This is a genomic window from Kitasatospora sp. NPDC036755 (genome assembly GCF_040636595.1).
GTDB lineage: Bacteria > Actinomycetota > Actinomycetes > Streptomycetales > Streptomycetaceae > Kitasatospora.
Window position 1 is genome coordinate 1 of the sequence record NZ_JBEZUT010000262.1, and the last position, 12708, is coordinate 12708.

Consider the following 12708-nt stretch of genomic DNA (forward strand, 5'->3'; position numbering starts at 1 on the left):
CGCCGGGCTGGGCGGGCTGCGAGGGCTGGCCGGCCGGCGGCTGCGGCGCGGCCGGCGGGGTCACCGCGTACAGCTCGACGCCCCACAGCGAGTAGCCGTACTTGGTCGCCCGCGCCACGCCCTGGACCCGCAGGTAGCGGACCCCGGACGCGTCAAAGCGGACCGTCTCGTCGCCGCCCTTGCCGTTGTCCACCGTCGCCGCGTCGGTCCAGCTGTTCCCGTCCGAGGAGACCTGGATCCGGTACGAGGCGGCGTACGCGGCCTGCCAGTGCAGCACCGCCGCGCCCAGCCTGGTCGCCTGCGGCAGCTCCAGCCGCACCCAGGCGTCGTCCTTGGCCGGTGAGGACCAGCGGGTCTTCGGATCGCCGTCGGTGACGGCCGAGGCCGGGAAGTTCGCGGTCTCGTCGCCCGAGGAGGTGGCCTTCGCGCCGACCGCCAGGTCCGGGCCGCCGGTGGGGGGCACCACGTGCACCTGGAGCACCTGCCGGACGGTGGTGCCGCCGGCCACGAACTGCACCGGCACCCGGTACGTCCCGGACGGCGTCTCCGCGGCGGCGCTGATCAGCAGCGGCACGCCCACCCGGCCGCCGCGCGGCACGCTCACCGGCCCGGCCGGGGTGACGGTCAGGCCCTTGGCGGCGGCCGGTACCTCGGTGCGCAGCTCGCCGGTGGTGCCCTCGGGGCGGCCGGCCTCCACGGTGGCCTGGGTGGTGACCGGCGCGGAGGCGCCGGTGACGACGTCCAGGGCCGGGTCGGAGAGGCTGAGCCGGGCCGCCGGGGCGTCCGCGTACCACGGGATCACCTGGTTGACCACCGGAGGGTCGCCGCCGGGCTTCCAGGTCAGCCGGAACGCGTCGGCGGCCTGACCGCCGGCCGGCAGCTCGTTGTAGCCGGGCTGCACGGTGCCGATGTCGGCCCACGTGCCGTCGGCCCGGCGCACCGCGAGGGTGGCGGTGGCGCGCACGGCCGGGTCGGTCAGCACGGTGAGCCGGTCCAGCGGGCGGGCCGCGCCGAGCTCGACGACGAGCGGGGCGTCCATCGCGGTCGGCGCCTTGGCGGCCCGGTACGCGGTGTCCGGGTTGCCGTCCAGCACGGCGGCGGCGGAGGAGCCGGGCGCCGCGTCAGGACCGCCGCTGACACTGGCCGGGGAGTCGTCCGGGGCGGTGACGGTGAACTCGCGCACCGCGACGGCGGTCTTCTGGGCGGCGGTGGCACGCAGCCGCACCGCCCGCACCACGGTGCCCGGCGGGAGCTGGGCGCTGACGGTCTTCTGGTTCTTCACCACGGCGAGCTGCTTCCAGCCGCCCTCGCCGGTGGAGTACTCCAGCACGCCGTCGCGGATGTAGTCGTCCAGCGCCGTCCGGGCGTCGGGGCCGTTGCCCCAGCCGCCCATCAGCACGGTCACGCCGCTGACCGGCCGGCCCGCGCCGAGGTCCAGGCCGACGGAGTCGCCGGGCTGCGGGGGAGCGGAGCTCCAGTAGAAGGTGTCGGCCACGCCGTCGGTCATCAGCGCGGGCAGGTGGTCCTGCGCGGTGCCCATGGTGGTGGTCGGGGCGACGCCGCCGCCGCCCACGCCCGCCCAGTTGTCGGCGGCGCGCACGGCCCGGTCGAGGAACGCGCCGAGCACCCCGGCGCCGACGGTGGCCGGGGCCCGGTCCAGCTGCTCGCGCAGCCGGTTGAGCTCGACCCGGGCCTTCCAGGCCGCGGTGCCGTCGCCGCCGTGCTGCGCCAGCAGCATGTCGAGGGCGGCCTGCCCGGCCAGCCCGTAGTCGCGCAGCGGGCCCAGCCAGGGCGCGGCCTCGCCGGCCAGCTGGGCGGTGGCCGGGGTGCCGGCCAGGGTCTGCTGGGCGGTCGCCATGGTGGCGAAGGCGTCCCGCAGCGGGGCGGCGGCCTCGATCAGCTTCGCGAGGTCGGGGGTGGCGCCGGAGGTGGGCTCGGCGGCGGCCCAGAACCGGCCCAGCACCGGCGTCAGGTAGCCGGACTCCTGCGCGGACAGCGGCGAGGAGGTGCTGTTGCCGGCCAGCGCGGTGACCGCGGACAGCGCCGTGCCGGCCGGCGTCGGGGCGGCGCCGGTGGGCCCGGCGAGCGAGCGCACGGCGGCCTGCCAGGACTCCTCCGGCTTGTAACCGGCCGGGTTCCAGGCGAAGTCGCCGGCCGTGGAGAGGGCGATCCGGGACGCCACCGGCTGCTGCATCGCGCCGGTCAGCAGGGCCGCCGAGCGGGTGGCCACCTCCGGGTCGCGCCCGGTGTAGGCGCCGAGGAAGAGCCGGTCCGGGGTGGCGTCGTTGACCGGGTAGTTGTCCATGGTGAGCAGCGGGTGCCCGTACAGCCCGGCGGTGTCCGAGGCCTGGGCGCCGGTGATCTTCTCCGGGATCACCCCGGCCCCGCTCCAGGCCACCTGGACGCCCTCCGGCAGCGCCGCCGCGAGCGCCTTGCGGTACGGCGTGGCGCCCTGCTGGTGGTACTCGGTGGGGACGACGGACAGCGGCGCCAGGCCCGGGTTCTTCGCGATCAGCCGGTCCTGCACCTTCTTCACCAGCGCGGCCTGGGCCTTGGCGGCCGCGGCGGGCCCGGTGCCGTACTCGTCGCGGTCGTCGCCGCAGTGCCACTCGTCGTAGCTGACGTCCAGGAACTGCAGCTGGAAGGCGGTGAAGCCGAGCTTGCGCAGCCCGTCCAGCTTGTTCACCAGCGCGTCCACGTCCTTGCCGGAGCTGAAGCAGAGGGACTGCCCCGGGTCGATCGCGTAGCCGAGCGTCACGTGGTTCTGCCGTGCCCGGAAGCCCAGTTCGCGCAGTTCCTCGGCCTGGGCCTCGGGGTAGGCGGTGCGCCAGCGGGACAGCCGGTACGGGTCGTCGCCGGGGGCGTAGAGGTAGAAGTTCTGCTTGGAGCGGCCCAGGAAGTCGACCTGCTCCAGCCGCTGCTGCGCGGTCCACGGGGTGCCGTAGAAGCCCTCCGCGGTGCCGCGCACCGGTGCACCGGTGGGCCAGTCCCGCAGGGTGATCCCGGGCAGGCCGAGCCCGGCCGCCCCCGGCGCCTGCCCCTGCCCGGCCGGGACGGCGGCGAGCAGCTGACGCAGGCTCTGCGCGGCGTAGAAGGTGCCGGTGGCGTCCACGCCGGACAGCACCAGGGCGCCGTACGTCCCGCCGCCCTGGGCGGGGAGCTGACCGGCCGACAGCACGTAGCCGCCGACGGGCATCCCCGCGGTCGAGGGCGCGGCGTCCTCCTTGCCGCCCGCCGCGGCGGCCAGCTGCCGCAGCACCCGGCCGACCTCGGTGCCGGCGCCCTCGGCGGGCCCGCCGACGTACACCACCAGCGCGCCGGCGGCCGGCGTCCCGCCGTCCGGCTGCGGCGTCACCTCGGTCGCCCCGGCGACCTCCAGCACCTCCCGGACGGCCCCCACCGCGCCCTGGTCCACCTTGGCGGCGGGCACCAGCGTCACGGCGGAGGGCACCGCGACGGGCTTGCCCGCCACGGTCTGCTGCTGGGGCCTGGGGAACACCCTGGGGTCGGTCACGCTGCCCAGCGGCGTCTGCGGAGCGGTGCTCACCACGTTCGAGGCCGTCGAGGTGGCCGAGACCGCCGCGTACGCCGCCGACGGCAGCGAGCCGGCCAGCAGGCCGCCGACCACCGCCGCGGCCGCGACGCCGGCGGCGATCTGCAGCGCCCGCCGTCCGGGCCGTCCCGCGGCCCGTTCTGCCCGCTCCGTCAGTTCGGTCCGCTCCGCCCGCTCGTCGCGCACCGAGGCCAGCAGCGGCTCGGTGCCCTTGAGGTCGGCGATCAGCCGGTCGGTGGCCCGCGGCGCCAGTTGACGGCACGTCCGCGCCGTGGCCCGCCGCGCCGCCTCCGCCGCCGGGTGCTGGAGCACCTCCCGCAACGCCGGACTCTGCTCCAGTTGCGACCTGAGCCGCCGCCCGGCCGCAACGGACACACGGGCTTGCACAGGAGCCTCCTCGCCAGGCCGGAACCACAACTCCGGCAACCCCACCAGCTGGCCGATGCGGTGTCAACGCCGTCGACTGCTATGACCGTTTTGCCGGATTCGATCGGATGTCGGACCGGCGCCCGACCGAGCGCCGGGCCAGTGCCGGACCAGCCCGGAAAACGGAGGGCGCCGCCGTCCGGAGGGTACCGGACAGCGGCGCCCGGGCCGCTGTCGGCGCAGGTCAGCGCCGGTTCACCGCGGCCGCCGGCGAGAGGGCTCAGGCCTTCTCGGGGTTGAGCAGCCAGCGCTGGTTCGGGTTGGCCGAGCAGGGCCAGAGCATCGGCCGGGTGCCGGGGGCGGTCGCCCCCTCTCCGACCCCACCGGCGAACGCCCCGGCGGCCCCGAGGACCCCTGGTACCCGCCGGTGTCCAACTCCACCACCTACCCGCCGGCCGGCTTCTGCGCCACCCTGGCCTGCGCCCAGGGCACCGCGACGCGCGAGTACTGGGAGGGCGTCCGCGCCCAGACCGGCTCCTCCACCACGGCGAGCAACGGCAACGGCGGCGCCGCCAAGGAGGGCCCGTGCGGGGTCAAGTGGTGCCGTGACGTGGAACCCCGCCCGAAGGCGACCATCATCCCCAGGGCGAGCCAGAAGCCCTCGGACTTCCTGCTCAAGAACCCCTTCCACCTCTCGAACAACCTCAACGGCTCCAACCTCATGGCGCAGGGCTTCGCCGCTTTCAGCAGCGGCTGCGAGCGCAAGCAGCTCCAGGTCGTCTGCTACGACTTCTCGCCCGGCGGGGACCAGCCGATGACCATCGGCGACGTGCTGTTCTACCCCAAGGGGTACGACGACCTCGACGACGTCCTGGAGAACGGGGAGCCCCGGACCAACCGGGCCCTCGACGCGGCCCACGGTGACGGCTACTCCGCCAAGTTCGGACGCAACCTCCTCGCACACGAGGCCGTCCACTCCGGCCAGTGGGCCGGCTACCGCGACGCCAGGGACTTCCTGAAGGACTACTCCGCGGAGGTCGCCAAGTCGTACGCGAAGTCCGGGGACGCGGCCCGGCTCAACTCCTTCGAGATGGGGGCCAACCTCTACTGGGGCGGATACCTCAACGCCGGAGTCAAGGACGAAGCGCCCACCGACAAGGGCGCCTATCCGAAGATGACCTGGTACTGGTTGAGGTCGGACGTCAAGAACTTCTTCGAGAACATGGGGAAGAAGGCGACCGACCCCTTCGAGAAGCTCGCCACCTGCCGGTTCAGGGTCGACCAGTACGGTAGGTTCTCGTGCTGATCCACCGCCACCCGCCGCTCCGACGCCGCCTGCTGCTCCCGGCCGTCGCCGCCGTCCTCCTGACGGCAGCCGGGTGCTCGCCGGCCCCCGAGCCGACGGCGGCCGTCCAACGGGACGGCACGGGCTACGCCGTCGTCGTCCCGCTCTGCCCGGACGGCACGGTGCTGTTCGTGTCGGTCCGCGACAGGGCCCGCGACGTGAACACCGGATGGTCCGTCTCCTCGGAGGGGGCCGAAGCCACGATGGAGCGGTACCCGCTCTTCACCACGCCCCCCGGCTGGAAGACCGAGCACGACGACCTCACCGCGCTGGAGCCCGGAGCGGCCTACCGGGTGTCGGTCGTCTCGACCTCCCGCACCACCGACGCCGTCGTCGGCTTCACGCTCGCCGACCTGGAGAAGCTGAAGGACGACGAGGTCCTCACCTACAAGAAGGGCGGCGGCACGACCCGGCAGAAGGCCGACAAGTTCCGCGCCAACGCCCTGAAACTCTGCTGACCCGCTCCCACCCCCGAGGGCCCGCCCCCGCCACCACCCGGCGGAGGCGGGCCCTCCGCCGTTCCCGCACCGGCGCCGACGTGTCGCGCTGGGTGATCGTGGTGTCACGCGGGTAGGACTGTGGCTGTCCCGACCGGGCGTTGCCGAGACATCGCAGGAGCCGCGAGTGGCCGCTTACCACGACAGTGACGGAGCCGAGCAGGTGCCGGCGCAGGATGCCCCGCCGCCGCCCGCCGAACTGGTGGCGCTGGCGCAGGCGTACGGGGTGGACACCCGGTACCCGGGGCCGGGCGGGCAGGCGGTGGGGGCGCGGACGCTGGTGGCGGTGCTGGCGGCGATGGGGGTGGCGGCCGGGTCGCCGCAGGAGGTGCGGGAGGCGCTGGAGCGTCACCGGGCCGAGCAGCGGGCCCGGTTGCTGCCGCCGTGCGTGGTGGTGCGGCAGGGGCGGCGCACCGCGCTGGACGTGCCGGCGGACGCCCGGCTGCGGGTGGAGCTGGAGGACGGGGGCGGCTGGGAGCTGCCGCGGGGCCACTCGCACTGGCTGCCGGGGGACCTCCCGCTGGGGCGCCACGTGCTGACGGCGGAAGCCGGTACGAGGACCGCGCGGGCCGCGCTGGTGGTCGCGCCCGAGCGGCTGCCGCAGCTGCCCGGCCGCAGCTGGGGCTTCCTCGCCCAGCTGTACTCGGTGCTGTCCGAGCGCTCCTGGGGCATGGGCGACCTCGGCGACCTGGTCGAGCTGGCCCGCTGGGCGGGGGCCGGCCTGGGCGCGGGCTTCGTGCAGATCAACCCGCTGCACCAGGCGCTGCCCGGCGCCCCCTCCGACCCGTCCCCGTACCGCCCGTCCTCGCGCCGCTTCGCCGACCCGGTGCACCTGCGGATCGAGGCCGTCCCCGAGTACGCGTACCTGGACGGCGACCGGCGTGACCAGGCCGAGGAGCTGACCCGCCGGGCCGCCCGGCTGCGCGACGAGGTGCTCGGCCACGACGCGCTGATCGACCGGGACGCCGTCCGGCAGCTCAAGCGCGAGGCCCTGGAGCTGCTGCACGGGGTGCCGCGCGGCCCCGGCCGCCAGGCCGAGTACGAGGCGTTCCTGCGGCGCGAGGGCGAGTGGCTGCGCCGGAACGCCCTGTGGAACGCGCTGGCAGAGGAGCACGGCCCGGACCGGCACCACTGGCCGAAGGGCCTTCGTCACCCGGACGGCCCACAGGTCGAGCGCGCCGCCAAGGAGCTGGAGGAGCGGGTCGAGTTCCACCTGTGGCTCGCCTGGCAGGTCGACCAGCAGCTCGCCCACGCCCAGCGGGCTGCCCGCGAGGCCGGCATGCCGGTCGGCCTGATCCACGACCTGGCCGTCGGCGTCCACCCGGACGGCGCGGACGCCTGGGCGCTGCAGGACGTGCTGGCCGACGGCATCTCGGTCGGCGCCCCGCCGGACGCCTTCAACGCCCACGGCCAGGACTGGGGCCTGCCGCCCTGGCGCCCGGACACGCTCGCCGAGGCCGGCTACGCCCCGTACGCGGAGCTGCTGCGGGCCGCCGCCCGGCACGCGGGGGCGGTGCGGATCGACCACGTGATGGGCCTGTTCCGGCTCTGGTGGGTGCCGAAGGGCCACCCGCCGACCGAGGGCGCGTACGTGCGCTACGACGCGGAGGCGATGCTCGGCGTGCTGGCGCTGGAGGCGCACCGGGCGGGGACGCCGGTGATCGGCGAGGACCTCGGCACGGTGGAGCCGGGCGTGCGGGAGGAGCTGGCGGAGCGCGGGGTGCTCGGCACCTCGGTGCTCTGGTTCGAGCGGGACTGGCAGTCCGACGGCGCGATCCTGGGCCCGCACCGCTGGCGGCCGGGCTGCCTGGCCACCCTCACCACCCATGACCTGCCCAGCACCGCGGCGCGGCTGTCCGGCGAGCACGTCGAGCTGCGGCACCGGCTGGGTCTGCTGGCCCGGCCGCTGGGGGAGGAACAGGCGCAGGCGGCGGCGGAGCTGGCGGACTGGCGGGCCGAGCTGGGCCGGCTCGGGCTGCTGGCGGAGGGCGAGCCGCTGACGATGCCGGTGCTGTACCGCTTCCTGCGGGCCACCCCGGCGGAGCTGGTCGGGGTCTGGCTGCCGGACCTGGTGGGCGACCCGCGGCCGCAGAACCTGCCCGGCACCTGGGACCAGTACCCGAACTGGCGCCTGCCGCTCGCCGACGGCGCCGGCGACCCGGTCACCCTCGACCGCCTCGCCGCCACCCCCGCGGCCGGCCTGCTCGCCCACCTCCTCGCCCCGCCCGGCTCCCGGCCCCACCCGGGCTGACCGCAGACCGCAGACCGCTGGCCGCTGGCCCGCTGGACCGCCGGCCCGCCGGCCCACCGGTCCGCCCGCCCGCCCGCCCGCCCGACCGGGCGCGGGGCGGTGGAAACCCGCCCCCGCCCGTTAGGCACGCTCCGGCGCACACGCCCCGTCAGGCACGCCCGCGCCCGCTCCTGTCCCCGCTCGTACGCCCGCGCCCGCCCCACCGCGAGCGCCCCGCCCCGTCAGGCGGACCCCGACGCGCGCCCTCCCATAAGCAGCGAGTAAGTTGGAAACGTGGACAAGAGGAACGCTTTGCGAGCCGGCGCGGTTTGCGCAACGGTCACGCTGATGATGCTGCTGTCGTCGCCCGCCATGGCCTTCACCAGGGACGACGGTGACGACCCCGGTTCCGGCCTGAGCGTCGGCGAGACCCTCGGCCTGTTCGTGTTCCTCCCGCTCGTCGCCTTCGCGGTGATCGCCGGGCTGGCCGGCCTGCCGTACGGCAAGGGCAAGAAGAAGTAGCTTCACGCAGAGCGCAGAGCGCAGGGCGCAGGGCGCAGGGCGCAGGGCGCAGGGCGCGGAGGCGACCGCCGCGTCCGCCCGGGACGCACGCGTCCGCCGCGATGCACGCGTCCCCCGAGGACGCACCCGTCCACCCAGGACCCGCACGAACCCCGAAGGGGCGCCGGACGACCCGTCCGGCGCCCCTTCGGGCTTGTCACCGCACCGTCAGCGGGCCCCCGCCGCACGGTCGACGGCCTGGGCCTTGAGCGCGCGCTCGACGCCCGCCCGCGCCTCGACGACCTGGCGCCGCAGCGCCGGGGCCGGCTCGGCCGAGGCCAGCCACGCGTCGGTGGCCTCCAGGGTCGAGGCCGTCACCTCCAGGGCCGGGTACAGCCCGACGATGATCTGCTGCGAGATCTCGTGGCTGCGGGTCTCCCAGACGCCCTTCACCGCGGCGAAGTACTTGGCCGCGTAGGGGGCGATCAGCTCGCGCTGGTCGGACTGCTGGAAGCCGGCGATGACGGCCTCCTGCACATAGTTCGTCAGCTTGTCGGACTCCACCACCGACGCCCAGGCCTCCGCCTTGGCCTCGGCGGTCGGCCGGGCGGCGCGGCAGGTGGCCGCGTGCTCCTGGCCGGCCGCGGTGTTGTCCCGCTCCAGCTCGGCGGCGATGAGCGCCTCGTCGGCCCGGCCGGTGGCGGCGAGGCGCACCAGCAGGGTCCAGCGCAGCTCGGTGTCGACGGCGAGGCCCTTGATCTCGACCGAGCCGTCCAGCAGCCCGGCGAGCAGGTCCAGCTGACCGTCCGTGCGGGCGACCGAGGCGAGGGCGCGGGCCCAGGCCAGCTGGTGGTCGCTGCCGGGCTCGGCGGCGCGCAGGTGCTCCTCCGCGGCGGCGGCCCAGCGGCCGAGGCCCTCCTCGCGCCACTGCGGGTCGGTGTAGGCGTCGAGGGCGAGCTTGACCTGGCGGTGCACGGACTGCACCACGCCGATGTCGCTCTCGCGGCCGATGCCGGACAGCGCCAGCGCCAGGTAGTCGCGGGCGGCCAGCTCGCCGTCGCGGGTCATGTCCCAGGCGGAGGCCCAGCACAGCGCGCGGGGGAGCGAGTCGGTGAAGCCGCCGAGGTGCTCGGTGACGACGGCCATCGAGTCCTCGTCCAGCCGGATCTTGGCGTACGAGAGGTCGTCGTCGTTCAGCAGCACGACGGCCGGGCGGTGCCGGCCGACCAGCTCGGGCACCTCGGTGCGCGGGCCGTCGACGTCCAGCTCGATCCGGTCGGTACGCACCAGCGCGTCGCCGTTCAGCTCGTACAGGCCGATCGCGATGCGGTGCGGCCGCAGCACGGCCTCGCCCTTGGCGCCGGCGGGCAGCGCCGGGGCCTCCTGGAGGACGGCGAAGGACTCGATCTCACCGTCGGTGTTGACGGTGACGGCGGGCCGCAGCACGTTGATGCCGGCGGTCTCCAGCCAGGCCTTGGACCAGGCCTTGAGGTCGCGGCCGCTGGCCTCCTCCAGGGCGCCGAGCAGGTCGCTGAGCCGGGTGTTGCCCCAGGCGTGGCGCTTGAAGTACGCCTGCACGCCCTGGAAGAAGGCGTCCTGGCCGACGTACGCCACCAGCTGCTTGAGCACCGAGGCGCCCTTGGCGTAGGTGATGCCGTCGAAGTTGACCTGGACGTCCTCCAGGTCGTTGATGTCCGCCATGATCGGGTGGGTGGACGGCAGCTGGTCCTGCCGGTACGCCCAGGTCTTCATCTGGTTGGCGAAGGTGGTCCAGGAGTGCGGCCACTTGGAGCCGGGGGCCTCGGCCTGGCAGACCGCCTCGGCGTAGGTCGCGAAGGACTCGTTGAGCCAGAGGTCGTTCCACCACTCCATGGTGACGAGGTCGCCGAACCACATGTGGGCGAGCTCGTGCAGGATCGTCGCCGCGCGGGCCTCGTACGCGGCGTCGGTGACCTTGGAGCGGAACACGTACTGGTCGCGCAGGGTGACGGCGCCCGCGTTCTCCATCGCGCCGGCGTTGAACTCCGGGACGAAGAGCTGGTCGTACTTGGCGAACGGGTAGGGGAAGTCGAACTTCTCCTGGAAGTAGTCGAAGCCCTGCTTGGTGACCTCGAAGACGGCCTCCGGGTCCAGGAACTCGCGCAGCGAGGGCCGGCAGTAGACGCCCAGCGGCACCTTCTGCTCGCCGTTCTCGTAGGTGTCGAAGACCCCGACGTACGGGCCCGCGACGAGCGCGGTGATGTAGCTGGAGATCCGGCCGGTGGGCTCGAACGTCCAGACCCGGGTGTCGCCGTCGCCGGTCGGCTCCGGGGTCGGCGAGTTGGAGACCACGACCCAGCCCGCCGGCGCGGTCACGGTGAACGCGAACGCGGCCTTCAGGTCGGGCTGCTCGAAGTTGGCGAAGACCCGGCGGGCGTCCGGCACCTCGAACTGGGTGTACAGGTAGGTCTCGCCGTCGACCGGGTCGACGAACCGGTGCAGGCCCTCACCGGTGTTGGTGTACTCGCAGTTCGCGACGACCCGCAGCTCGTTCTCGGCCGCGAGGCCCGGCAGCGGGATGCGGCTGTCGGCGAAGCTCGCCGGGTCCAGCCGCACGCCGTTGAGGGTGATCTCCTCGACGCTCGGGGCGACGAGGTCGATGAAGGTCTCCGCGCCGGGGGTGGTGGCGGTGAACCGGACCACGGTGGTGGACCGGAAGGTGCCGCCCTCGCGGGCCGAACCGAGGTCGAGCTCGATGTCGTACGCGTCCACGTGGAGGAGGTCGGCCCGGGTGCGGGCCTCCTCACGGGTCAGGTTTGTGCCGGGCACTCGTTGCACTCCTTTGTCAGACTGATGGTCCGAATCCTCGCACGTCCAACGCACGGGGCGGCCGAAAGATCACGGGCGGGGCGGGCCCGGGCGGTCAGCCCGTTCCCGCCCCGCCCGTGCGGGTCGCGACGTGGTCACGCCGGTGGCGTCACTTCTTCCACTTGGTCAGCGGACCGTCGGTGGCGCTGTAGCGGCGGAAGGCGTAGACGGCGGCGCCGTCGTCCGAGATCAGGTACTCGGAGGTGCTGCTGCCGATGTTCATGCTGCTCGGCATGGCCATGGTGCCGAGGTCGGTCAGCGAGCCGTCGGTCGGGGAGATCGTCACCAGCCGGGCCGGCTTGTTGTAGCCCTGGTCGACGACCGCGCGGACCTTGCCGTCCTTGTCGGTCCCGGCGACCAGGCGCATGTCGTTGCCGGCCGAGCCGGAGTTGGCCGACCACAGCCGCTTGCCGGTGTTCAGGTCGTAGGCGTTGATGCCCGACTTGGTGCCGCTGACCTGGACGTACAGGGTGGTGCCGCTGACCACGTTGCGGGTGACGGCCTCGTCCTGGCCGGAGAGCCGCAGGCTGTCCGAGCCGGGCTCCTTGACGGACATCTGGTTGCCCGGCTTGTTGTCCTTGTCGAACGGCAGGATGTAGTCGCCCTGCGGGCCGTTGGACATCAGCAGCACCAGCGGCTTGTCCTGGACGACCGAGTCGACCTCCTCGATGTTCCCGGCGAGGGTGATCGGGGTGCTGGCCGCCTTGCCGGTCTCGGCGTTGACGATGACCAGCTGCGACTTCGGGCCGCTGGTGCCGTAGCAGCGGTCGCTGACGGCGATCTGGGCACCGGCCGCCTTGGCGCGCAGGACGCAGTCCTTGTCGCGCGGCTGGTACTGCCAGGCCGGCTGGCCGCTGGCGATGCTCAGGGCGCCGACCGCGTTGCCGCCGACGGCGACCACGTTCTCGGTGACGCTGAGGGTCGGCGAGGACATCCGGTCGGCCGAGACCTTGACGCTCCAGAGCAGCTTGCCCTGGGCGAGGTCGACGGCGCCGACGGTGGAGCAGTCGCTGTCACCGGTGTTGAAGGAGACGGCGGCGACACCCTTGGAGTTGGCGCCGTAGGAGGCGGTGCACAGCTCCTTGCTGCCGGCCGGGACGGGGATCGTCCAGGCCTCCTTGCCGTCGGTCAGGTTGTAGGCCCTGATGCCGGAGCTGTCGACGCGCACGGCGAGCTTGTCGGTGCCCCAGACGCCGAGCATCTGGTTCGAGCTGTCCGCGTTGGCGGGCTTGGCGGCGCTCCAGGCGACGTTGAAGGAGGCGTTGCCCTTGGGGCCCAGGCGGTGGTCACCCTGGAGGGCGGACCGCACAACCGCGGTGGATCCGCCACCTCCCCTGCCGACCCGTCGCCGTCGTCGTCGACGCCCTCG

Annotated in this window: 7 protein-coding genes; 4 read left to right on the forward strand and 3 right to left on the reverse strand. The window is 74.3% G+C overall.

Going from position 1 to position 12708, the window contains the following annotated elements:
* A partial coding sequence (locus tag AB0E96_RS30300) for a beta-N-acetylglucosaminidase domain-containing protein (RefSeq protein WP_359828971.1) occupies nt 1-3940 on the reverse strand: 3940 nt, incomplete at its 3' end.
* A 406-nt stretch (nt 3941-4346) separates the two neighbouring features.
* Here AB0E96_RS30300 and AB0E96_RS30305 point away from each other — a divergent pair.
* The 4 genes from AB0E96_RS30305 (at nt 4347) to AB0E96_RS30320 (ending at nt 8513) form a co-directional block, all read left to right on the forward strand.
* Nucleotides 4347-5225, forward strand: a complete 879-nt coding sequence (locus AB0E96_RS30305; protein ID WP_359828972.1) for a hypothetical protein — start codon at nt 4347-4349, stop codon at nt 5223-5225.
* Nucleotides 5219-5722 carry a hypothetical protein gene (locus tag AB0E96_RS30310; protein WP_359828973.1) on the forward strand — a complete coding sequence of 168 codons (504 nt, stop codon included), beginning with the start codon at nt 5219-5221 and terminating at the stop codon, nt 5720-5722. Before AB0E96_RS30305 ends, AB0E96_RS30310 begins: the two co-directional genes overlap by 7 nt.
* 202 nt (nt 5723-5924) lie before the next feature.
* Nucleotides 5925-8012 (forward strand): 4-alpha-glucanotransferase, encoded by a 2088-nt coding sequence (gene malQ / locus AB0E96_RS30315; protein ID WP_359828977.1) that lies wholly within the window; start codon nt 5925-5927, stop codon nt 8010-8012.
* A 273-nt stretch (nt 8013-8285) separates the two neighbouring features.
* Nucleotides 8286-8513: a hypothetical protein gene (locus tag AB0E96_RS30320; RefSeq protein ID WP_359828974.1), complete on the forward strand. Its 228-nt coding sequence runs from the start codon at nt 8286-8288 to the stop codon at nt 8511-8513.
* Between the two features lie 207 nt (nt 8514-8720).
* Here AB0E96_RS30320 and pepN read toward each other — a convergent pair whose 3' ends face one another.
* A complete protein-coding gene (gene pepN, locus AB0E96_RS30325; protein WP_359828975.1) occupies nt 8721-11300 on the reverse strand; it encodes an aminopeptidase N in 2580 nt (859 codons plus the stop codon).
* 148 nt (nt 11301-11448) lie between these two features.
* The coding region (locus AB0E96_RS30330; RefSeq protein WP_359828976.1) for a PQQ-binding-like beta-propeller repeat protein at nt 11449-12708 on the reverse strand (1260 nt) is incomplete at its 5' end.